The 21,973-nt window shown below is 71.0% G+C and carries 19 protein-coding genes; 14 read left to right on the top strand and 5 right to left on the bottom strand.

Annotated elements, in window-relative coordinates; genetic code table 11:
- Window positions 1-4,300 (top strand): thioester reductase domain-containing protein (locus IE264_RS30505; RefSeq protein ID WP_190167734.1); only part of this gene is annotated, 4,300 nt, incomplete at its 5' end.
- A gap of 59 nt (window positions 4,301-4,359) precedes the next feature.
- On the opposite strand, the gene IE264_RS30510 is transcribed toward IE264_RS30505, so the two are convergent.
- On the bottom strand, window positions 4,360-4,941 hold the full coding sequence (locus IE264_RS30510) for a maleylpyruvate isomerase N-terminal domain-containing protein (RefSeq protein WP_015610876.1): 582 nt from the start codon (window positions 4,939-4,941) through the stop codon (window positions 4,360-4,362).
- A gap of 221 nt (window positions 4,942-5,162) precedes the next feature.
- On the opposite strand from IE264_RS30510, the gene IE264_RS30515 reads away from it, so the two are divergent.
- From IE264_RS30515 to IE264_RS30525, 3 genes are all read left to right on the top strand, one after another.
- Complete coding sequence (locus IE264_RS30515) at window positions 5,163-6,338, top strand: acyl-CoA dehydrogenase family protein (protein ID WP_015610875.1); 1,176 nt, start codon at window positions 5,163-5,165, stop codon at window positions 6,336-6,338.
- Window positions 6,339-6,483: 145 nt separating this feature from the next.
- Complete coding sequence (locus IE264_RS30520; RefSeq protein ID WP_015610874.1) at window positions 6,484-7,371, top strand: NAD(P)-dependent oxidoreductase; 888 nt, start codon at window positions 6,484-6,486, stop codon at window positions 7,369-7,371.
- A 177-nt stretch (window positions 7,372-7,548) separates the two neighbouring features.
- A complete protein-coding gene (locus IE264_RS30525; protein WP_032756259.1) occupies window positions 7,549-8,973 on the top strand; it encodes a flavin monoamine oxidase family protein in 1,425 nt (474 codons plus the stop codon).
- Window positions 8,974-9,103: 130 nt separating this feature from the next.
- Here IE264_RS30525 and IE264_RS30530 read toward each other — a convergent pair whose 3' ends face one another.
- From IE264_RS30530 to IE264_RS30540, 3 genes are all read right to left on the bottom strand, one after another.
- Window positions 9,104-9,682 carry a hypothetical protein gene (locus tag IE264_RS30530; protein ID WP_032756265.1) on the bottom strand — a complete coding sequence of 193 codons (579 nt, stop codon included), beginning with the start codon at window positions 9,680-9,682 and terminating at the stop codon, window positions 9,104-9,106.
- Between the two features lie 66 nt (window positions 9,683-9,748).
- On the bottom strand, window positions 9,749-10,558 hold the full coding sequence (locus tag IE264_RS30535) for a DUF4328 domain-containing protein (protein WP_032756266.1): 810 nt from the start codon (window positions 10,556-10,558) through the stop codon (window positions 9,749-9,751).
- Between the two features lie 138 nt (window positions 10,559-10,696).
- On the bottom strand, window positions 10,697-12,307 hold the full coding sequence (locus IE264_RS30540) for a beta-N-acetylhexosaminidase (protein ID WP_015610870.1): 1,611 nt from the start codon (window positions 12,305-12,307) through the stop codon (window positions 10,697-10,699).
- 460 nt (window positions 12,308-12,767) lie between these two features.
- Here IE264_RS30540 and IE264_RS30545 point away from each other — a divergent pair, with 460 nt between their 5' ends.
- From IE264_RS30545 to IE264_RS30590, 10 genes are all read left to right on the top strand, one after another.
- Entirely contained in the window at window positions 12,768-13,298 is a 531-nt protein-coding gene (locus IE264_RS30545) for a 2-oxo-4-hydroxy-4-carboxy-5-ureidoimidazoline decarboxylase (protein ID WP_032756267.1), read from the top strand.
- Between the two features lie 242 nt (window positions 13,299-13,540).
- Complete coding sequence (sdhC, locus tag IE264_RS30550; RefSeq protein ID WP_015610868.1) at window positions 13,541-13,921, top strand: succinate dehydrogenase, cytochrome b556 subunit; 381 nt, start codon at window positions 13,541-13,543, stop codon at window positions 13,919-13,921.
- Between the two features lie 5 nt (window positions 13,922-13,926).
- Window positions 13,927-14,409, top strand: a complete 483-nt coding sequence (locus IE264_RS30555; protein ID WP_015610867.1) for a succinate dehydrogenase hydrophobic membrane anchor subunit — start codon at window positions 13,927-13,929, stop codon at window positions 14,407-14,409.
- Window positions 14,410-14,438: 29 nt separating this feature from the next.
- On the top strand, window positions 14,439-16,193 hold the full coding sequence (sdhA, locus tag IE264_RS30560) for a succinate dehydrogenase flavoprotein subunit (RefSeq protein ID WP_015610866.1): 1,755 nt from the start codon (window positions 14,439-14,441) through the stop codon (window positions 16,191-16,193).
- Complete coding sequence (locus IE264_RS30565) at window positions 16,193-16,960, top strand: succinate dehydrogenase iron-sulfur subunit (RefSeq protein WP_015610865.1); 768 nt, start codon at window positions 16,193-16,195, stop codon at window positions 16,958-16,960. Before sdhA ends, IE264_RS30565 begins: the two co-directional genes overlap by 1 nt.
- Before the next feature lie 145 nt (window positions 16,961-17,105).
- Window positions 17,106-17,717 (top strand): hypothetical protein, encoded by a 612-nt coding sequence (locus IE264_RS30570; protein WP_015610864.1) that lies wholly within the window; start codon window positions 17,106-17,108, stop codon window positions 17,715-17,717.
- A gap of 16 nt (window positions 17,718-17,733) precedes the next feature.
- Window positions 17,734-18,561, top strand: coding sequence for a hypothetical protein (locus IE264_RS30575; protein WP_032756269.1), 828 nt, complete (start codon window positions 17,734-17,736; stop codon window positions 18,559-18,561).
- Between the two features lie 95 nt (window positions 18,562-18,656).
- A complete protein-coding gene (locus IE264_RS30580; RefSeq protein WP_015610862.1) occupies window positions 18,657-19,097 on the top strand; it encodes a hypothetical protein in 441 nt (146 codons plus the stop codon).
- Entirely contained in the window at window positions 19,094-19,525 is a 432-nt protein-coding gene (locus tag IE264_RS30585) for a thiol-disulfide oxidoreductase DCC family protein (RefSeq protein WP_032756523.1), read from the top strand. Before IE264_RS30580 ends, IE264_RS30585 begins: the two co-directional genes overlap by 4 nt.
- Before the next feature lie 9 nt (window positions 19,526-19,534).
- Window positions 19,535-20,287, top strand: coding sequence for a TetR/AcrR family transcriptional regulator (locus IE264_RS30590; RefSeq protein ID WP_015610860.1), 753 nt, complete (start codon window positions 19,535-19,537; stop codon window positions 20,285-20,287).
- A 40-nt stretch (window positions 20,288-20,327) separates the two neighbouring features.
- Here IE264_RS30590 and IE264_RS30595 read toward each other — a convergent pair whose 3' ends face one another.
- Window positions 20,328-21,881 (bottom strand): ABC transporter substrate-binding protein, encoded by a 1,554-nt coding sequence (locus IE264_RS30595; protein WP_032756271.1) that lies wholly within the window; start codon window positions 21,879-21,881, stop codon window positions 20,328-20,330.
- Window positions 21,882-21,973 lie beyond the last annotated feature (92 nt).

Genomic DNA, 21,973 nt, shown 5'->3' on the forward strand with positions numbered 1-21,973 from the left:
CGCCGCCATCAACACCCCCAACTCCACCGTCATATCCGGCACCACCCACACCGCCCAAAACATCGCCACCACACTCCGCAACACCGGCCACAAAACCCACACCCTCAACACCTCCCACGCCTTCCACAGCCCCCACATGGACGGCATGCTCAACCAATTCACCACCACCACCAAAAACATCACCCACCACCCCCACACCACCCCCCTCATCTCCACCCTCACCGGAAAACCCACCACCCACCAAGAACTCCAAAACCCCCACTACTGGGCCGACCAAGTCCGCCACACCGTCCGATTCGCCGATGCCATCAGAACCCTGGAAACAGAAGGCGTCACCACCTACGTGGAAATAGGCCCCGACACCGTACTCAGCGCACTCGCCCGGGAATCACTCGATGCCGGGGCGACCACGGTCTCCCTACTGCGCCGCGACAGGTCCGAGCCGGACACCCTGGCCACCGCCCTCGGTGCCCTGCACGGGGCGGGCGTACGGATCGACTGGGACGCGTACTTCGCGGGCACCGGGGCCCGCCGGGTGGAGCTGCCGACGTACGCCTTCCAGCACGAGCGGTACTGGCTGGAGGCGTCCGGCGCCCCCGCCGACGCGGCCGGCCTCGGTCTCGCCGCCGCCGGGCATCCGCTGCTCGGCGCCGCCCTCGACCTCGGCGGCAGCGAGGAGACGGTGTTCACCGGGCGGCTGTCCCGGCACACCGCCGCCTGGCTCGGCGGGCGCTCCGTCGGCGACACGACGGTGCTGCCCGAGGCTGTGCTGGTGGAGCTCGCGGTACGGGCCGGGGACGAGGCGGGCTGCGGAGTGCTCGACGAACTGGTCGTCGGCGAGGCCCTCGTGCTGCCCGCCGACAGCGGTCTCCAGCTTCAGGTGAGGCTCGGCGCCCCCGACGCCGAGGGGCGGCGCGCGCTCACCGTGCACGGGCGGCCCGAGGGTGCCGAGCTGCCCTGGACCCGCCACGCGCACGGCACGCTGAGCGCCCTGCCGGGGCCGGCCGCCGCCGACGCCGGCCCGTCCGCCGGTGCTTCCCAGCAGTGGCCGCCCGCCGGGGCGACCGAGGTGGCCCACGACGCGGTGTACGACCGGTGCGCGGCGGCCGGGGTGGCGTACGCGCCCGTGCTCCGGGCGCTCACCGGGCTCTGGAGCAGCGGCGACGAGCTCTTCGCCGAGCTGCGGCTGAGCGATGAACTCGCTTCCGGGGCCGACCTGTTCGGGCTGCACCCGGTGCTGCTCGACGCGGCCCTGCACCCGCTGGCCGCCCTGGGAGGGCCCGTCGCCGCCACCGCATGGCGGGGAGTGCGGCTGCACGCCTCGGGGGCCGACGGGATACGGGTCCACCTCACCCCTCTGAACAAAAGCCACGGGAGCCACGAGAGCGGAGGTGACGGCGAGCGTGCCGTTGCCGTGCGGGTGACCGACCTGTCCGGTCACCCGGTCGCGGACATCGCCGCCGCGACCGTCCGCCCCGTCGACCCGGCGCGTATCGCGGCGGGCGCGGCCCGTGACCACGAGGCGCTGTTCCACCTCGACTGGACACCCCGGCCCGTCGCCGCCTCCGCTTCCGCCTCCGCCGAGCCGGCCCCCGGCACGGTGATCGAGCGCCTGGAGTCCACGGCCCCGGCCGACCCCGTCGCCTCCGTGCGCGAGACGACCGGGCGGGCCCTCGGCCTCGCCCAGCGGTGGCTGGCCGACGAGGAGAATCCCGACGCCCGGCTGGTCGTGGTCACCTCGGGTGCCGTGGTGACCGAGAAGGGTGCCCGGGTCAGCGACCCGGGCGCGGCCGCCGCCTGGGGGCTGCTGCGCTCGGCCCAGTCCGAGGCGCCCGGCCGGATCGTCCTGATCGACGCCCCCCGGGACACCGACCCCGCGACGCTGGCCGCCGCGGTGGCCTCCGGCGAGCCCCAGGCAGCGATCCGTGGCGGCACGGTCCTCGTGCCGCGCCTGGCCCGTGCCCGGCGCCCGGAACCGGTGACGACCGACGCGGCCGCCGCCCCGTCGTTCACCGCCGGGGGCACGGTCCTGATCACCGGTGGTACGGGCTCGCTGGGTGCGCTCTTCGCCCGGCACCTGATCGTCCGGCACGGCGTACGGCATCTGCTCCTGGTCAGCCGTCGGGGCGAACAGGCCCCTGGGGCTGCGGAGTTGACGGCCGAGCTCACCGGTCTCGGGGCGAGTGTCACCGTACGGGCGTGTGATGTGTCCGACCGGTCCGCGCTGGCCGGCCTCATCGGCGGGATCCCGGAGGCGCACCCGCTCACCGGGGTCGTCCACACGGCGGGCATCCTCGACGACGGGCTCGTACCGGCGATGACGCCCGAGCGGCTGGCGTCGGTGCTGGCCCCGAAGGCGGACGCGGCCTGGCATCTGCACGAGCTCACCCGGCACCTCGGTGTGACCGCGTTCGTGCTGTTCTCCTCGGTCGCCGCACTCGTCGGCGGCCCCGGCCAGTCCAACTACGCGGCCGCCAACGCGGCCCTGGACGCCCTGGCCCAGCACCGCGCCGCCGAGGGCCTCCCGGCCACCTCGATCGCCTGGGGCCTGTGGGCCGAGGCGACCGGGCTCACCGGCGGGCTCAGCGACGCCGATCTCCGGCGCATCGCCCGCAGCGGGCTGCTCCCGGTCGCCACGGCCCAGGGACCGGCGCTGCTGGACCTGGCGCTGCGCACAGGGCGCCCGGACGCCGTGGCCACCCCGCTGGACTTCGGCGCGCTGCGCGAACAGGCCCGGGTGTCACCGGTGTTCGCCTCGCTCGTCCGTCGTACGGTGCGGCCGGCCGCGCGCGGTGAGGAGGCGGGGGGCGTCTCGCTCGGTGAGCTGCTCGCCGGCCTGGACGAGGGGCAGCGGCTCGACGCGGTGCGGGACGCGGTGCTCGAAGAGATCGCCGGGGCGCTCGGCCACTCCGACGGCCGGGGCATCAGCGGTGCGCTGGCCTTCCCGCAGTTGGGCCTCGACTCCCTGACCTCGGTGGAGCTGCGCAACCGGCTCGCGGTGCGCACCGGGCTTCGGCTGCCCGCGACCCTGGTCTTCGACCACCCGACACCCGACGCGCTGGCCGCGCACCTGCTGACGGAGCTGCGCCCCGGCGGCGAGGGCCCCGGGGCGGCGGCCGAGGTCGACTACGCGGCGGACATCCGGCTGGACGACGAGATCCGGCCCGCCGACGTGGTGGTGCGGACCGTCGAGGACCCGCGCGAGGTGCTGCTCACGGGGGCCAGCGGCTTCCTCGGGGCGTTCCTGCTGCGCGATCTGATGCGCGGTACCCGGGCGCGGATCCACTGCCTGGTGCGCGGTGCGGACGACGCTGCGGCGTACGAGCGGCTGCGGACGGGCCTGGAGTGGTACCGGGTCTGGGACGACATCGACCCGGACCGGCTGTCGGTGGTCTCCGGTGATCTGGCCGAACCGCGGCTCGGCCTGACCGAGGAGGTCTTCGACGGCCTGGCCCGTACGGTGGACGTCGTGCACCACGCGGGCGCCACGGTCCACTGGCTGCACCCGTACGCGGCGCTCCGGGACGCCAACGTCCGGGGCACCGAGGAGATCCTGCGGCTCGCGGCGCGCCACCGCACGGTGCCGGTCCACTACGTGTCGACCGTCGGGGTGTTCGACGGCCCGGTGACGCCGGGGGTGCCCCTGCGGACGACGGATGCGACCGGGCCCGCCGAGGCGCTGCCCAGCGGGTACCTCCAGAGCAAGTGGGTGGCCGAGCAGGTGCTCGGACTGGCCCGGGAGCGGGGCCTGCCGGTGTCGGTGTACCGGGTCGACGTCATCTCCGGCGATCAGGTCAACGGGGCATGCCAGACAAGGGACTTCGTATGGCTGACGCTGAAGGGGCTGGTGCAGTCCGGGGCGGTGCCGTCCGGTTCCGGTGGCCGGTTCCATCTGCTGCCGGTCGACTACGTCAGCGGGGCGATCACCGCACTGTCGGCTCTGCCCGCGTCGGACGGCGGAACGTTCCACCTGTTCAACCAGAGCTCGCTGAGCCTGGCGGACTGCGTGCGGCGGCTGCGTGACCTCGGCTACGGGCTGCGGGATCTCGACCACGACTCGTGGGCCGGGGCGGTGCGTTCCGACCGGTCCAACGCACTGCTGCCGCTGCTGCACGCCTTCGAGATGATGACGTCGGACACGGACGGCTTCTACCCGCCGATCGACACCTCCGACACGGAGCTCGCGCTGCGGGGCACGGGCATCAGCTGCCCGCCGCTGACCGGTGAGCTCTTCGACAGGTACGTCGAGTTCTTCGTCCAGGTCGGGCACTTCCCGCCGGCACCGGTGGAGGCCGCGTAGGCACCGGGAACGCGAGGAGGGGCTGTCGGCCGACAGCCCCTCCTCGCGTTTCCTCACGGTCAGCGGACGTTGCCGTCCCAGCGCCAGCCCGACTGCCGGGGCAGGCCGGGCAGTTCGGCGCGGCCGGTGCACCACAGCAGCGTGTCGACCGGGTCGTGGCCGGTGGGCGCGTCCGGGAACAGCCGCTCCACGACGGGGGCGCAGAGCTCCGCCGGGGGCGTCCAGTCGATGTCGAGTCCCCGCGCGATGTCCCGCCCGTGCACGACGAGTTCGAGCACGCCCATGGCGGCGAAGCCGGCCGCGTCGGAGTGCCCGTACGGGTGCCAGGCGCGCGCCTCGGGCTCGGTGTCGCGGACCGTGGAGGCGAGCAGGGTGCCCGCGATCCGGATGCCCTCCAGGGCGGCGGGCGCCGGGGCGTGGGAGTCGATCGACGAGAAGAGCGTGATGTAGCGGTCGGTCGGCCGGGCGATGAGCAGCCCGGCGTACCCCACGACGCCGAGGGCGATGTGCGACAGGGTCTCGCGACCGCTCCAGTCGAGATCCCCCGCCCTGCGGGACCAGTTCTTGTCGGCGCCCTTCTCCAGAACTGCGGTGCTTTCGTCGGCGGCGGTGCGTACGAGGTCGGGCCAGGAAAGAGTCATGGAATGGATGGTGCCACAAGGAAATCGGGCTCGCTCCCCGGTCATTGTCCGGTAATTAACGGGTAATTGGGTCCGGCCGGGCCCTGGTTTGCCCATGACCGCGCAATGGGCAAACGCTTACTCCTTTCCCGCCCGCTTTCAGTAGTGTTCCCCGTGCCTGAGAGTGTCGGCCGCGTGCACCTCTTGTTCGGCAGAACCAACCACAAGACCGAGGAGCCGCATTGGCTACGAACGACGACCTGGCGTCCGTACTGGAAGCAGTGCGAAGCAGCATTCCCACGCTCCGCGAGAACGGGCTCGCGGGCGAGGACCAGCGGTGGCTCCCGGAGGAGAACCTGGACCTGCTGGAGAAGGCCGGTGTGTTCCGCATGGCCGTGCCGGCCCGGTTCGGCGGCATGGACCTGCCGCTCGCCGACCAGGCCAAGGTCATCGCCGAGATCGGGCGCGGCTGTCCCGCCACCGCCTGGGTCACGATGGTCTGGGTGAGCAGCACCTGGACCGCCACCCTCTACCCGGACCAGGCGCAGAAGGAGATCTTCGCCCCCGGTTCGGTCCGGATCTCCAGCGCCTTCGCGCCGACCGGCACGGTGGTGGAGACCGAGGGCGGCTACATCCTCAACGGCAGCTGGCGCTTCAACACCGGTTCCCCCGGGGCCCACTGGAACTTCACCGCGGCGATGCTGGAGCGCCCGGACGGCAGCCACGAAGAGGTCATGGCCATCGTCCCGATGGACCAGCTGACCGTGGCCGACGACTGGCACGTCTCGGCGGGCTCGGCCACCGGCAGCGCCACCTCCACCGCCAAGGACGTCTTCGTCCCGGCGCACCACGTCACCCGCTTCGAAGAGGTGATGGTCAGCGCCACGGGCAACCGCTCCAACACCGGCGCGACGGGCCGAAATTACGGTCTGCTCAGCTTTGTGATGGCCGAGTGCGCGGCCGTCTTCATAGGCATCGCCCGGGGCGCGTACGAACTGTTCCTGGAGCGGGTGCCGGGCCGTGGCATCACCTACACGGACTGGACCGACCAGAAGCTGCACCCGCTCACCCAGATCCAGGTGGCGACCGCGGCCAACAAGATCGACGCGGCCGAGGCGCTCTCCGAGCGCTGGCTGTCGCTGCTCCAGGAGCGCGCCGACGCCGGTGTGCAGCCGACGGACGCCGAGAAGGCCATTGTGCGTGGCCAGACCGGTTTCGCGGCGCAGCTGGCGAAGGAAGCCGTCGAGATCCTTTTCAACGCCAGCGGTGGTTCGGTGATCCAGCGCAGCGTTCATCTCCAGCGCTTCCACCGCGACATCCAGGGATTCTCCCTGCACGCGCTGGCGCAGGCCGATGTGAATCTGGAGCTCCAGGGCAGGGTGCTCCTCGGTCTGGAACCGGGCACCGTCTTCCTCTGAGCCTCACCCCCACGGCCTTCTCCGGGCCGGACACCCGCAGCGCTATTTCGCAACACACTGTGCGGCTTTACCCAACCCTCATTTCTCACCTCTCATCCCTCATCCCGCATTTCCCCCGTAGAACAATTGCACTGGAGGATCATTCATGGGCGACAACCGCACCCCGGTGACGGTCATCGGCCTCGGCCTCATGGGACAGGCGCTCGCCGCCGCGTTCCTCGAGGCCGGCCACACCACGACCGTGTGGAACCGTTCGGCGGGCAAGGCCGAGCAGCTCGTCTCGCAGGGCGCGGTGCAGGCCGCCACGCCCGCCGACGCGGTGGCCGCCAGTGAGCTGGTCGTGGTCTGCCTGTCGACGTACGACAACATGCACGACGTGATCGGTTCGCTCGGAGAGTCCCTCCGGGGCAAGGTCATCGTGAACCTGACGTCCGGCTCGTCGGACCAGGGCCGCGAGACGGCCGCTTGGGCCGAGAAGCAGGGCGTGGAGTACCTCGACGGCGCGATCATGATCACGCCGCCCGGCATCGGCACCGAGACCGCCGTCCTCTTCTACGCCGGTACGCAGAGCGTGTTCGAGAAGTACGAGCCCGCGCTCAAGCTGCTCGGCGGCGGCACCACGTACCTCGGTACCGACCACGGCATGCCCGCGCTGTACGACGTGTCGCTGCTCGGCCTCATGTGGGGCACGCTCAACAGCTTCCTGCACGGTGTCGCCGTGGTGGAGACCGCGGGCGTCGGCGCCCAGCAGTTCCTGCCGTGGGCGCACATGTGGCTGGAGGCGATCAAGATGTTCACCGCCGACTACGCGGCCCAGATCGACGCCGGTGACGGCAAGTTCCCCGCCAACGACGCCACGCTGGAGACGCACCTGGCGGCGCTCAAGCACCTGGTGCACGAGAGCGAGGCGCTGGGCATCGACGCCGAACTGCCCAAGTACTCGGAGGCGTTGATGGAGCGCGTCATCAGCCAGGGTCACGCCAAGAACAGCTACGCGGCCGTGCTGAAGGCGTTCCGCAAGCCGTCGGAGTGAGCTGAGCGGCCACCCGGCCGCCAGGTCCGTCCCGGAAGGGGCCGGAGGCGTCGACAGCCGCACCGGCCCCTTCCGCACGCCCGGCCCCTTCCTCATGCCTGGGCCCCCTTCCGCACGCCCCGCCCGGCCACCTCGAAGCCCGATCAGCCCCGATCAGCCCCGTCCAGAAGGAGTTCCATGCGTCCGCACGTCGATACCCCCGCGAACGGCACCTCCCCCGGAGTCGGCCGCAGGTCCCTGCTCAAGGCGGCCGGGGCCACGGCCATCGCCTCGGCGGTCGCCGCGGCCGGTTCGGGGGCGGCCCACGCGTCCGAGGACGCCCCCTGGGACGTGATCGTCATCGGTGCCGGGTACGCGGGCGGCACCGTGGCCCGTGAGCTGACGGCACGCGGTCTGTCCACCCTGGTCCTGGAGGCCCGCGACCGGATCGGCGGCCGCGTGTGGACCAGCACGTTCGCCGGGGAGCGCGTCGAGCTGGGCGGCGGCTGGTTCGGCCCCGGCCAGCAGCTCGTCGAGCGCGAGCTCGAGCGCTACTCCATCGGCACCACCCTGGACGTCGCCCCGACCGTCGCCGTCATGCCGGACGGGAACGGCTACCGGAGCGCACCGCCCGAGGAGACCTTCGGCAGACTCGGAACCCTGTTCGACGAGTTCTACGCGGGCTCCGCCGAGTACTTCTCACGCCCCCTGGAGCCGCTCCACCGCAAGGACCTGCTGCAGAGCGTGGACCGCCTGTCGCTGGCGGACCGCATCGGGCAGCTCGACCTGTCCCCCGTGGACCACCAGTGGGTGGCGGGCTCCACCGCGCCCTTCGCGGGCAGCAACGACTGGGGCGGGCTGACCGGCCTGGCGCAGTGGTACCAGCTGGCCGGCGGGACGTACGACGGGTTCCACTCGACCATGAGCCTGCGGCCCGACGGGGGCATGACCTCGGTGCTGTCGGCGATGTTCGCCGAGTCCACCGCAGTGGTACGGCTCAACTCGCGGGTCACGTCCGTCAGCAGGGCCGGCGCCTGGACGCAGGTGCGCCTCAGCGGCGGGCAGGCGTACCGCTCGCGGGTGGTGGTCGTCGCCACCCCCGTCAACACCTGGAACACCATCGCCTTCACCCCGGGCCTGCCGAAGGTGCACACCGACGCGGTCCGCGAGGGCGTCGGCGTACCGCACGCCACCAAGGTGTGGCTGCATGTGCGCGGCAGCTCGGAGGCGGTCTACGCGCAGTCCGACGAGACCGGCCCGATCCAGCTGCTGCTTCCGCAGCAGGAACTCCCCGGCGGACGGCTGTACGTCGGCTTCACCGGCCCCTCGCTCGACGTGTCCGACCGGGCGGCGGTCCAGGCGGCCGTACGCCGATTCATCCCCAAGGCCACGCTCGTCGGCCACCGGGCGATGGAGTGGAGCAAGGACACGTACGCGCGCGGCGGCTGGGGGCTGCGCCGCCCGGGCCAGCTGCTGCGCCAGCTGCCCGCCATCCAGGAGCCGCACGGACAGCTCGTCTTCGCCGGCTCCGACATAGCGAGCGGCTGGTACGGGGCGTTCGTCGAGGGCGCGATCGAGTCCGGCCTGCGCGCCGCCGACCAGGCCGTGACCCTGGCACACTGACGGCCGCCGCCGTCACCGCTCCCCTCCCGTCGCATGGGCGCCGGGAGGGGAGCAGCCACAGCGACGGCTCCCTCACGCCACTTGCGTACGGGAGGGGCCCTCGGTGGCGTACGGGAGGAGGCCCTCGCCGTCAGCCCCGGATGCGGGCCCGGCGTGACATCACCGCGCGCAGCACCCGGCGCCCCTCCGTGGACAGGTCCAGGGCCTTGCGCACCCCGGCCCCGCTGCCCGCCGTGCCGGCGGTCTCCGCGAGGATCTCCAGGATCCGGACCTGCCGCTCCAGCTCCCCCGCCACCAGCGGCCCGACCTCGGCCGCCGCCCCGCCGCGCGCCGCCTTCAGCAGGTCGGCGTCGTGCGGGGCGTCCCCGTCCGGGGCGTCGAACCGCCCGTGGATCTCCAGCGCGACCAGCGAGCAGGCGTCCGCCCACTCCCGCAGCGGCGCGGGGGCGAAGTCGGACGGGGCGGCCCCCAGCATCGCGCGCACCCGTGCGGCCTGCCCGTCGGTGACGGACTCGTGGTCCATCGCCGTACGCACGGCCGTGAGGCGGATGGCCCATTCCCGCCCGTCCTCACAACTCGCCCACAGCGGTCGCAGCGGCTCGGCCCCCTCCGGCCCCGCCAGCAACGGCAGGCAACGGTCCAGGCAGGCCACGGCGCTGGCGGCGAGCGCTCGCTCGTCGGCGCGTTCGATCAGTTCCAGCAGACTCATCGACGTCTCCCTCGGTCTATCGCGTACTGCGCCGAATGGCCGAAAAGCGTCACTTCTGAGCGGCTGTCACCGGTGAGCGCCCGGGACATCCGGGGCGGGAACGGGGGGCTGCGCCGCGCGCTCCACCTGCATCCGGGTCAGGGCGCGGACGAAGAGGAGGGCCACCACCGCGGCGACGATCTCCAGCGCGTCGGCGGCCGCCACCAGCCCGAGACCGTCCGGACCCGCCAGGCTGCCGGTCCTCCGATCGGTGATCTGGTCGGCGAGGACCGACGCCACCCACAGGCCCCACCAGAAGTTGAGCAGGGCCCGGGACACCGCGACCCGGCCGCCCTCCGGGCTCACGGGGGCGCTGCCCGTCCAGATCCCGTCGGCCACCCGGTAGGGGAACCAGAAGTTGGCCACGGGGACGAACCAGCCGCCCACCGCCCACCCGGGGCCCATCCTCTGCACGCTCGGGTCGAAGACCTCGGCGTTCCGGCGGGTCCGGTGGAACCAGAGGATGAAGAGGACCCCGGTGACCAGGAAGACGCTCGCCTGGACGTCGGTGGTGACGTCGTGGAGCCGGTCGGCCCACCGGAGCCGGCTGCCCTGGGCGGCAGTGTCCGCGGCGTCGGCGACCCCCTGCCACATGTTCCGCAGGTGCAGTCCGGTACCGATGGCGGCCAGGTCGGTCGCGATGACGGCGCCCAGCAGGGCGGTGACCGCCCAGGAGAGGCCGATGGGCGAGCGGGGCCAGTCCCCGACACCCCAGCCGCCTGGGCCGACCTCGGCCGGAGCGAGATGGTCCGGCAACGGGGGCCGGGTTCCCGAGCAGAAGGTGCAGAGGCCGTCGTCGGTGACGGCCGTTCTGATGCGGCAGCGGGTGCAGAGCATGAGGCGTTCCCCCCAGGGCGTGGTCGTGGTCGGTGACCTCTCACGTCCCTCCCCAGGAAGCGCGCGGTCGGCGGACCGTAGCCCGTGGACGGTCCCGCTGTCCAAAGGCTTGCGGCCCGCCGGACCTCCGGGGTGCCGTCAGCCCGCGCTGCCCGTCCGGGCCGCCAGCTCCTGGAACTGTGCCCAGGTCAGGGCAGGCTTCCGCGGGTCCCAGAGCTTCTGCGAGGTCGCGACGAGCGGCATCCTGATGCCGTCGGCGACCTGCTGGGTGGTCTGGGCGTTCGGCAGGTCGCCCCAGACGGCGAACCGGCCACCGAGGATCTGCGGCGAGTAGCGCTCCGCCACCGGCTCGGTGCCGCGCAGCACCATCGGGGTCCACTGCTCGTAGATCCGCTTGCCGGTCGGGTAGACGAAGTCGTTCGGCTCGCCGAGCACGTAGTACAGGAACTCGTCGTTGAGGTTGAGCATCTTGTAGCCCGCGGCGAGGTACTCCTGCGGGGGCCGGGCGCCGATCTCCTTGCCGGTCCAGTACTCGATCTCGATGTTCTTGGCCGCCTTGACCTTCGAGTCGCGGAAGAGGCCGTCGTTCCAGGCCTTGGCGGTGCGGCCCTTGGGCTCGACCACCTCCGCCCGGTCGTTGAGCCAGCCGGTGGCGAGGTCCTCGATGGTGGCGCCGGAGCCGTGCTTCTGCTCGGCGGCCCGCTGGAGCTGCGGGTAGGAGGCGGCCGGGTTGCTGACCATCAGCGCCTGGTACTCGTCGGCGCCCAGGTGCCAGTACTTCCCGGGGAACAGGTCGGTGTACTCGTCGAGCAGCTCGTCGATCAGCTTCGCGGCGCCCGGCTTGGAGATGTCGATGGACCCGCGCGACTCCCGGCCCTGGGTGTTGCGGAGCTGGAGGTCGGGGTGGGCGCGGAGCACGGCGCCGAGGTGTCCGGGCGAGTCGATCTCGGGGACGACCTCGATGTGCAGGCTGTTGGCGAGCCCGACGATACGGCGGACCTCGGCCTGGGTGAGGGCCTCGTCCGAGACCACCTCGGGGTGGGTCTTCGACTCGATCCGGAAGGCCTGGTCGTCGGAGAAGTGCAGGCCGAGCTGGTTGAGCTTGAGGTCGCCCATCTCGCGTATGCGGTCCTCTATCCACTCCGCGCTGTAGTGCTTGCGCGCGATGTCGAGGTTGAGCCCGCGCTGCGGCCGGTCGGGCCGGTCGTTGACGACGCCCTCCGGCACGGTGCCGTCCGCCTTGAGCGACTGCTTGAGCGTGCGGGTGCCGTAGAAGACGCCCGACTCGTCGGGGCCGGTGATCCGCACCTTCCGGTCGCGGACGGTGAGCGTGTACGACTCGGCGGGTCCCTTGTCCTTGGCGCCGAGGGCCAGCTCGACGTCGCCCGCGCGGGGTGCCTCGGCGCCCCGGTAGCGGATCTTCAGCTCCTTGGCGAGCAGCTGGGCCTCGTCGGCGAGCACCTGGCTGCCCCCGGCTATGACGACCGTGCTGTCCTTGCCCGGCTGCCAGCCGGGCCCGCGTGCCGCGGTGTGCTCGCGGACCGCGGGGATCGTGCTCGGGGCGCTGGACAGCGGGTAGCTGCGGGAGGGCGACGGGGCGGCCGCCGTGGCGGAGGTCCCGGACGGTGACGCCGCGTCGCGGGAGGGGTGGCTGCCGGAGCCTTCCGGCCAGACGACGACGGTGAGGACGACGGCGGCTGCGGCCGTGACAGCCGCGCCGGTGACGAGGGCACCACGCGTGGGCGACATCGGTCAGATTCCTCCGGGATAGGGGCCAGGGGACAGGTAGGGGGCAGGGATGGGTGAATAGGCTGAAAGGTTGACATTTTTGCTGACGATCTGCCCACCGAAAACCCGTGACGGGCGAGCGAAAGGCCGGACACCGCAGGTCAGGCGGTCGTCAAACGTTCCGTAACTCTCCCGTTCGGGTGATTTTCGGCCGATCCCCCGGACGGCCGCCGACCGATCTCGCTAGCGTTGCGGCACATTCGTCTCCCGCTCCCCTTCCACCCCGTGCTCTCCTTCTCCTTCCACCCTGCGTGCGCCCCGCTTTCACCCCGCGTACGCCCCCGTCGGGCAACCTTGTTGCCCTCCTGCCCCTCTTCAGGGTCACAGATGTCGTTGATTCGAGGAGTCCACGCTGTCCAGGTCCAGCGAGTCCCCCGCCGGCCTGCCGAAGCAGTCCACGCCCCCGGCCGGGCGCTCCGCCATACCCGTGCAGCACCGCCGTCCACCGCAGGTGGGCGGCGCCCCCGGCGTACCGCCGGCTGATGTGGCGGCCGGTCTCGCCCGGTTCAACGAGGCCCCCTTCGCCACCGCCGAGGCCGCGCTCCTGGAGTGCTGCGGCAGCCTCCGCTGGGCCCACCGGATGGCCGCGCACCGCCCCTTCCCGGATCTGGCGTCCCTGCTGGCCGCCTCCGACGAGGCGGGGTACGACCTGGCCCCCCGGGACATCGCGGAGGCGCTCGCCGCCGAGCCGGCTCCCTGTCTGCACCACGACGCGCCCCGCGCCGCCCACCTGGCGCTGCAGGCCGCGCACGCGGCGTACGAGAGCAGATTCGGCCATTCCTTCGTGATCTGCCTGGACGCCCTCCCGCCCTCGCAGCACGTGGACCAGGTCCTGGCCGGGATCCGGGTCCGGCTGGCGCACGAGGTGGACGAGGAGCGGGCCGTGACCGCCGACGAGCTGCGGCGACTCGCCCGGAGCCGGCTGGTCGAGCTGGTGACCGAGGACTGGTGACCGGGGGCTGGTGACCCGGGCGGCGGGCCGGTCGGCCCGGCCCCGGGGGGCGGCGGCCGGGAAAGGGCCGCTCTAGCCCGTACGTGCCTGTTTGATTGCCACTTTGATCACACCAGAGGCCCCGGCGCGAACGAACCGACAAAGCGTCGCTACGATGGCCGGGGCCGGTGGACCGTACCCGGCCGGGTCAGACCGACAGTCAAGCCGGCCGACCCCAATCCCCGCTCCCGGAGGGTTCTTCCGTGCCGGCTGGAACGCTGTACCGCGGCCGGGAAGGCATGTGGTCCTGGGTGGCTCATCGAGTCACCGGTGTCCTCATTTTCTTCTTCCTGTTCGTACATGTCCTGGACACCGCTCTCGTCCGCGTCTCCCCGGAGGCCTACGACGAAGTCGTGGCCACCTACAAGACGTGGCCCGTCGCGTTCCTCGAATACGGCCTCGTGGCCGCGATTCTCTTCCACGCGCTCAACGGTCTGCGGATCATCGCCGTGGACTTCTGGGCCAAGGGCCCGCGACTGCAGAAGCAGATGCTCTGGACCGTCGTGGGCATCTGGATCGTGCTGATGGTCGGGGCCCTGTACCCCGTCCTCGGTCACGCCGTACGCGACATCTTCGGGAGCTGAGGCCCATGTCCAGCGAGACCTCTTCCGCAGCCGCGATCGGCGATGTCGAAGGCGTGAGCCTCTACGACGTCGACCACCCGGCCCCGGTGATCGAGCCCCCGCGCAAGCGGACCAGCAAGACGCCCAAGGCTTCGCGCGGCAACTTCGAGATGTACGCGTGGCTCTTCATGCGCCTCTCGGGCGTCGTCCTGGTCGTCCTCGTCATCGGCCACCTGCTGATCCAGCTGGTGCTCGACGGCGGCGTCTCCAAGATCGGCTTCGCCTTCGTTGCGGGCCGCTGGGCCTCGCCGTTCTGGCAGGCCTGGGACCTCATCATGCTGTGGCTCGCCATGCTCCACGGCGGCAACGGCCTGCGTACGGTCATCAACGACTACGCCGAGCGGGACAACACCCGCTTCTGGCTGAAGATGCTCCTGTACACCGCCACGGTGTTCACCGTCCTGCTGGGCACGCTGGTGATCTTCACCTTCGACCCGAACATCCGCTAGGCGCCGGGACAGAGGGACCAGAGGAAACCATGCAGATCCACAAGTACGACACCGTCATCGTCGGCGCCGGCGGCGCCGGCATGCGCGCGGCCATCGAGTCGACCAAGCGCAGCCGTACCGCCGTGCTGACGAAGCTCTACCCCACCCGCTCCCACACGGGCGCCGCGCAGGGCGGCATGGCCGCCGCGCTGGCCAACGTGGAGGAGGACAACTGGGAGTGGCACACCTTCGACACGATCAAGGGCGGCGACTACCTGGTCGACCAGGACGCCGCCGAGATCCTCGCGAAGGAGGCCATCGACGCCGTCCTCGACCTGGAGAAGATGGGCCTGCCGTTCGGCCGCACTCCCGAGGGCAAGATCGACCAGCGCCGCTTCGGCGGTCACACCCGTAGCCATGGTGAGGCCCCGGTCCGTCGCGCCTGCTACTCGGGCGACCGCACCGGCCACATGATCCTCCAGACGCTGTACCAGAACTGCGTCAAGGAGGGCGTGGAGTTCTTCAACGAGTTCTACGTCCTGGACCAGCTGATCACCGAGGTCGACGGGGTCAAGAAGTCCGCCGGCGTCGTCGCGTTCGAGCTGGCGACCGGCGAGATCCACGTCTTCCAGGCGAAGTCGGTCATCTACGCCTCCGGCGGCACCGGCAAGTTCTTCAAGGTGACGTCCAACGCGCACACCCTGACCGGTGACGGCCAGGCCGCCTGCTACCGGCGCGGCCTGCCGCTGGAGGACATGGAGTTCTTCCAGTTCCACCCGACGGGCATCTGGCGCATGGGCATCCTGCTGACGGAGGGCGCCCGCGGTGAGGGCGGCATCCTCCGCAACAAGGACGGCGAGCGCTTCATGGAGAAGTACGCGCCCGTCATGAAGGACCTCGCGTCCCGTGACGTCGTCTCCCGCTCCATCTACACGGAGATCCGTGAGGGCCGCGGCTGCGGTCCCGCCGGTGACCACGTCTACCTGGACCTCACCCACCTGCCGCCGGAGCAGCTGGACGCCAAGCTCCCGGACATCACCGAGTTCGCGCGGACGTACCTCGGCATCGAGCCCTACACGGACCCGATCCCGATCCAGCCGACCGCGCACTACGCCATGGGCGGCATCCCGACCAACGTCGAGGGCGAGGTGCTGGCCGACAACACCACCGTCGTCCCGGGCCTGTACGCCGCCGGCGAGGTCGCCTGTGTCTCCGTGCACGGCGCCAACCGCCTGGGCACCAACTCGCTGCTCGACATCAACGTCTTCGGCAAGCGCTCCGGCATCGCCGCCGCCGAGTACGCGGTGAAGAACGACTTCGTCGAGCTTCCCGAGAACCCGGCGCAGCTCGTCGCCGACCAGGTGGAGCGGCTGCGCAACTCCACCGGCACCGAGCGCGTCGCCACCCTGCGCACGGAGCTCCAGGAGTGCATGGACGCCAATGTGATGGTGTTCCGCACCGAGCAGACGATCAAGACGGCGGTCGCCAAGATCGCCGAGCTGCGCGAGCGCTACCTGAACGTGTCCATCCAGGACAAGGGCAAGCGGTTCAACACCGACCTGCTGGAGGCCATCGAGCTGGGCAACCTGCTCGACCTGGCCGAGGTCATGGCGGTCTCCGCGCTCGCCCGCAAGGAGTCCCGCGGCGGTCACTACCGTGAGGACTACCCCAACCGCGACGACGTCAACTTCATGCGCCACACCATGGCGTACCGCGAGGTGGCCGCCGACGGCGCCGAGTCGATCCGGCTCGACTACAAGCCGGTCGTGACGACCCGCTACCAGCCGATGGAGCGTAAGTACTGATGGCTACCCCGACCCTGGACAAGACCGACAAGGCCGAGGCCGGCTTCGCCGACTCTCCGTTCATCACGGCCACGTTCCGGATCCGCCGCTTCAACCCGGAGGTCTCCGACGAGGTTCAGTGGCAGGACTTCCAGATCGAGATCGACCCGAAGGAGCGTGTCCTCGACGCCCTTCACAAGATCAAGTGGGAGATCGACGGAACGCTGACGTTCCGCCGTTCCTGCGCGCACGGCATCTGCGGCTCCGACGCGATGCGGATCAACGGCAAGAACAGGCTCGCCTGCAAGACGCTGATCAAGGACATCAACCCGGACAAGCCGATCATGGTCGAGGCCATCAAGGGCCTCACGGTCCTCAAGGACCTCGTGGTCGACATGGACCCGTTCTTCCAGGCGTACCACGACGTCATGCCCTTCCTCATCACCAAGGGGAACGAGCCGACCCGCGAGCGTCTGCAGTCCGCCGAGGAGCGCGAGCGGTTCGACGACACCACCAAGTGCATCCTGTGCGCCGCGTGCACGTCCTCGTGCCCGGTGTTCTGGAACGACGGCCAGTACTTCGGCCCGGCGGCGATCGTCAACGCGCACCGCTTCATCTTCGACTCGCGCGACGAGGGCGGCGAGCAGCGCCTTGAGATCCTCAACGACCGTGACGGCGTGTGGCGTTGCCGCACCACGTTCAACTGCACGGACGCCTGCCCCCGTGGCATCGAGGTCACCAAGGCGATCCAGGAGGTGAAGCGCGCGCTCATCACGCGTCGCTTCTGACCCCTCCCGGGTCCGCCCGGCACCTTCGCAGGCCCCGCCCGCCCCGGTCATCACGACCGGGGCGGGCGGGGCCTGTTGCTGCGCCCGGCCGGTGCGGGCGGTACGGTCGTGCGGAGCTGAAGACGCACAGAGAACGGGGATCCCCATGAGCGAGCCGAATCCGTCACCGGGCGACGCCTACAAGTGGGGTCCTCCCCAGCAGCCCGGCCACCCGCCGACGATGGCCGACGGGCAGGGCTACGGACAGGCTTACGGGTACCCGGCGCCGGGTGCCACGCCCGCGTACGGCTATCCGCAGCCGCTGCCCGAGTCGGCGACGCAGCCCGGCCCCGGTTACGGCTACCCGAACCCGGCGCAGCCGACGATGCCCGGCCAGTACCTCCCCGTACCGCAGGGCGTGCCCGGTCAGGGCGGGGTCCCGGTGCTGTCGATCGGTGACATCACCGTCATGAGCGACGCGATCGTCACCCCGTCCGGGACGATGCCGCTGCGGGGCGCGGTCTGGACGGCGACGGACATGTCGCGCACCGAGGAGAAGATCCCGGCGCACGCGATCGTGCTGGCGATCATCTTCGCGCTGTTCTGCCTGATCGGCCTGCTGTTCCTGCTGATGAAGGAGAAGCGGACCGTCGGGTTCGTCCAGGTCACGGTCACCAGCGGCGGCCGGCACCATGCCACCATGATCCCGGCGATGGGCCCGCACACCTTCCCCGGCGTCATGGGCCAGCTCAACCAGGCCCGCTCGATGAGCGCCTGAGCTCCGGGCCGCGGCCATGGCACGTTTCGAGCACACGGTCACCGTCGCCGCCCTGGACCGTCACTGGTTCGAGGAGGCCGCCGGGGCCGTGGTGGACCTCTTCGAGGGATCCCGGGAGCAGGGCGGCGCGATCCTGCTGCCCGACGGGCGCCCGATACACGGCCTCCGGCTGCTGAAGGGGCGTCACCTGCAGCCGGGGGCGCAGTACGGGGATGCCCCCGAGGAGAACGGGAAGCCCGGGGCTCCGGGCGCCCCGGTGGCGTCCGGCCCGACGGGCGCCCCGGTGGTGCAGGAGGCCACCGTCCTGCGGGAGTGGCGGCCCTCCCGCACCGTCGAGGTGGAGAGCCTCATGGCGGAGGAGTCCCTGTCCGTACGGGTGGGGGTGCGGCTGCGCGAGCCCCGGACCCCCAGGGCGCTGGAGGTGTCCCTCGACGGGCACAACCCGAAGGGCGGTTCGCTGTACCGCTTCTCGGGCCGCGCCAGAGCCGACCTGCACGCCTGGTGGGCGGCGCTGGACCGGCCCTCCTCGGCGCCACCGGCCGCCCGGGCCCCCGTCGTCGGCAGGGCGGTGCACCGGCTGGCCAAGGCCCGTCTCACGGTGACTCCGCGCCCGGCCGATGACGGCTCCTGGCAGGTCTCCGTCGTGCTGAGCGTGCGCGGGCGGTGGCTGCTGCGGCCGGTCGCGGCGTTGGCGCTGGTCTTCGTCCGGAAGCCCGTCGAGCGAGGGTTCCGGGAGGGCGTGGACAGCGCGGCCGAGGAGTGGGCCGAGATGCTGGCGGAGCTGCCGTCGCTGCACGGTGAGGCGCTGCGCGCACAGATCGCGGACGAGCTGACCGCTCCCTGATCACCTACCTGTAGACCCCTTCTTGAACATGTTCAAGAAGGGGTCTACAGTCATGCCCAAGAGCAGTTTTGAACGCGTTCAAAGGAGGGTGGGGCATGGACCTCACTGTTGTCGCGTACGTCGTCTACCTGCTGATCAGCGTGGCGCTCACCGTCTGGGTCGCCCGCACGCTCAGCCGTAACGGGCGGGTCTTCCTCGCCGACGTACTGCACGGGAACGAGAAGCTCGCCGAAGCCGTCAACCACCTGCTGGTGGTGGGCTTCTACCTGGTCAACCTCGGGTTCGTCACGCTCTACCTCAAGAACTCCGACGGGGTGGCCAACGCCCGGGAGCTCTTCGAGGCGCTCTCGGTGAAGGTGGGCGTGGTCCTGCTGGTGCTCGGCGTCATGCACCTGGTCAACGTCTATGTGCTCAGCCGCATCCGCCGCCGCAGCGCACTGGAGCGCGAGCAGACCCCGCCCGTACCGCCGCAGGGCTGGACGCCGCCGGGGACCCAGGGCCCGTGGTCGGCCCCCGCGCCCGCGCCCGGGCAGTGAGTCCGGTGACCGCGAACGCCCCCGTCCGCCGGCTCACCGTGCTCTACGACGCGCAGTGCCCGCTCTGCACCCACCTGAGGCACTGGCTCCAGCGGCAGCGCCAGCTCGTCCCGCTGGACCTCGTACCGGCCGGATCGGCGGAGGCGCGGCGGCGGTTCCCGGAGCTGGACCCCGCCTCCACGTACGAGGAGATCACCGTGGTCGGCGACCTGGGGCAGGTCTACCGGGGGACGTCCGCGTGGATCGTCTGCCTGTGGGCGCTGGCGAAGTACCGCTCGAAGGCCCACTGGCTGACCACTCCGGCGGGGGCGCCCTTCGCCCGGGGGACCGTGCTCGCGGCGGCGAAGTACCGCTCGGTGACGGCGGCGCGGTGCGGGCCGGGGCAGGCGTGCACCGTGCCGCCGGGAGGACAGTGGGCTCCCCGCTAACCTGGGGCCGTGGTGAAGGAAGAGAAGAACGTGCAGGAGAACGGGGCTGCGAAGCCCGCCAAGGCCGGCAAGGCAGCGAAGAGCGAGCAGACCCGCACGCTGATTCTCGAAACGGCGCTCCGGCTCTTCGCCGAGCGGGGGTACGACCGGACGACGATGCGGGCGATCGCGCAGGAGGCGGGCGTCTCCGTCGGGAACGCCTACTACTACTTCTCCTCCAAGGAACACCTGGTCCAGGGGTTCTACGACCGTATCGCCGGCGAGCACGCGGCGGCGGTACGGCCCGTCCTGGCGGACCGGCCGGAGCTGGCCGACCGGATCCGGGGGGTGCTGCTGATCTGGCTGGACGTGGCGGAGCCGTACCACCGGTTCGCCGCCCAGTTCTTCAAGAACGCGGCCGACCCGGAGAGTCCGCTCTCCCCGTTCTCCGACGAGTCGGTGGCGGCCCGCGAGGCGGCGATCTCCATCCACCGGGAGACCCTCGCCGGTTCGGACACCAAGAGCGATCCCGAACTGGCACCGCTGCTGCCCGAGTTGCTCTGGCTGATGCAGATGGGTCTGGTGCTGTTCTGGGTGTACGACCGCTCACCGGGCGCGGAGCGCAGCCGGCGGCTCGTCGAGCGCACCGCGCCGATCGCCGCACGGGCGATCGCGCTCTCCCGGTTCCGGGTGCTGCGCCCGCTCGTACGGCAGGTTCACGCGCTGCTGGTGGAGTTCATGCCGGGCCCGGCGGCCGGGAGCGGGCCCCGGGCGGCCGGCTGACCGGCCGTGTCCCGGCCCGGGAGGCCGGGACGTCGGCCCGTCAGATCCAGCTGAGTTCCCACAGGCGCCAGAAGCCGGTGCCGTCGGAGAGGTACTGGGACCCGGCGACGTCCGTCTTGGCGACGACGTAGTCCTTCTTCTGCCAGAGCGGCAGCAGCGGTACGTCCTCGCCGACCAGCTTCTGCATCTCCTTGAAGTCGTTGGAGGTCCGGCCGCGGTCGCTGAACTGCTGCGTGGCGGCGATCAGCTGGTCCATCTTCTTGCTGGAGTAGCCGCTGTGCAGGACGTTGCCGGTGCCGACGAGCGGCTGGCTGAAGGTGTCGGGGTCCGGGAAGTCGGGGAACCAGCCGACGGTGTACATGTCGTACTCACCGGCCGCGTAGCCCTTCTGGTACCGCGTCCACTCCACGGCCTTGACCGAGACCTTGAACAGCCCGTCCTTCTCCAGCTGGCGCCGCAGCTCGGCGGTCTCCTTGGTGTACATGTCGCCCTCGCGGTAGGCGAAGTTGACGGCGACCGGAGTCTCCACGCCGGCCTGCTGGAGCAGCTGCTTGGCGCGCTTGGGGTCGGACGTGGGGTAGGCGTCGAAGAAGGAGGTGCTGTGCCCGATGTAACCGGTGGGGATCAGCGAGTACAGCGGCTCGACCGTGCCCTGGTAGACCTTGCTGACCAGCGGGCCCCGGTCCAGGAGCGCGGCGACGGCCTGGCGGACCTTCTTCTTGCCGAACGGCGAGTTCTCGCGGGTGTTGAAGATGATGTTGCGGATCTCGGCGCTGGCCGCCTCGGTCACCCGCAGCTCCGGGTCGCCCTCGTCCAGCTCGGCGAGCTTGGAGGCGGGCAGCTGGCGGTGGGCGATGTCGACCTCGCCGCTGTTCCAGGCGGTCAGCAGGTCCTCGGACGCCTTGAAGTAGCGGATGTCGACCGCTTCACCGATCTTCTTGAGCGCGCCCTTGTACTTGAGGTTCGGCACCAGCTCGGCGCGGGCGTCCGGCTCGTAGGACTTGAGGACGTACGGGCCGGAGCCGTCGACCTGGTTGCCCTTGCGGAGCTCGTCCTTGGGGTACTTGGTCGAGTCGACGATCGCCGCGGCGCCGGTGGCGAGCTTCTGCGGGAAGGTCGCGTCCTTGCCGGAGAGGTTGAACGTGATCGTGCGGCCCTCGGTGGAGACCGTGTCGAGCGTGGGGAAGAGACCCGCGGGGCCGACGTCCGACTTGATCGCGAAGATCCGGTCGAAGGAGTACTTGACGTCCTTGGCGGTGATCTTCCGGCCGTTGGAGAAGGTCAGGTCGTCACGGAGCTTGCACTGGTACGTCTGGAGCTTCTGCCCGACGAACGCGCAGCTCTCCGCGGCGTCCGGCTCCGGCACGATCGCCCCGGGCTTGAAGGTCATCAGCGACTGGTAGATGTTGCTGTAGATCGCCCAGGAGCCCGCGTCGTACGCACCGGCCGGGTCCAGGGAGGTGACGATGTCCGATGTCCCGACAGTGATCGCGTCGGTCTTCGCCTCCCCCGTCGGGAGCAGTTGCCAGGCGCCGACGCCTGCGATGACCAAAACCGCGAAAATCGCGAGAATCCGTACCCGGACCGACCGCATTGCCGTGCTCTCCCTTACCAGCCCCACTACGGCAGTTGCGCTCAGACACGCATACCGCCGCACGTTCGCGCTTACCCAATCACACGATTTTC

The organism is Streptomyces microflavus (genome assembly GCF_014650075.1).
Lineage (GTDB): Bacteria > Actinomycetota > Actinomycetes > Streptomycetales > Streptomycetaceae > Streptomyces > Streptomyces microflavus.

Excerpts from the sequence above, each read along its gene's own strand:
- IE264_RS30540 (WP_015610870.1), bottom strand. The coding sequence starts at position 12,307 with ATGTCGCCCACGCGTGGTGCCCTCGTCACCGGCGCGGCTGTCACGGCC.
- IE264_RS30570 (WP_015610864.1), top strand. The coding sequence starts at position 17,106 with ATGAGCGAGCCGAATCCGTCACCGGGCGACGCCTACAAGTGGGGTCCT.
- IE264_RS30535 (WP_032756266.1), bottom strand. The coding sequence starts at position 10,558 with ATGCTCTGCACCCGCTGCCGCATCAGAACGGCCGTCACCGACGACGGC.
- IE264_RS30555 (WP_015610867.1), top strand. The coding sequence starts at position 13,927 with ATGTCCAGCGAGACCTCTTCCGCAGCCGCGATCGGCGATGTCGAAGGC.
- IE264_RS30525 (WP_032756259.1), top strand. The coding sequence starts at position 7,549 with ATGCGTCCGCACGTCGATACCCCCGCGAACGGCACCTCCCCCGGAGTC.
- IE264_RS30530 (WP_032756265.1), bottom strand. The coding sequence starts at position 9,682 with ATGAGTCTGCTGGAACTGATCGAACGCGCCGACGAGCGAGCGCTCGCC.
- sdhA (WP_015610866.1), top strand. The coding sequence starts at position 14,439 with ATGCAGATCCACAAGTACGACACCGTCATCGTCGGCGCCGGCGGCGCC.
- IE264_RS30595 (WP_032756271.1), bottom strand. The coding sequence starts at position 21,881 with ATGCGGTCGGTCCGGGTACGGATTCTCGCGATTTTCGCGGTTTTGGTC.
- IE264_RS30520 (WP_015610874.1), top strand. The coding sequence starts at position 6,484 with ATGGGCGACAACCGCACCCCGGTGACGGTCATCGGCCTCGGCCTCATG.
- IE264_RS30565 (WP_015610865.1), top strand. The coding sequence starts at position 16,193 with ATGGCTACCCCGACCCTGGACAAGACCGACAAGGCCGAGGCCGGCTTC.
- IE264_RS30580 (WP_015610862.1), top strand. The coding sequence starts at position 18,657 with ATGGACCTCACTGTTGTCGCGTACGTCGTCTACCTGCTGATCAGCGTG.
- IE264_RS30575 (WP_032756269.1), top strand. The coding sequence starts at position 17,734 with ATGGCACGTTTCGAGCACACGGTCACCGTCGCCGCCCTGGACCGTCAC.
- IE264_RS30510 (WP_015610876.1), bottom strand. The coding sequence starts at position 4,941 with ATGACTCTTTCCTGGCCCGACCTCGTACGCACCGCCGCCGACGAAAGC.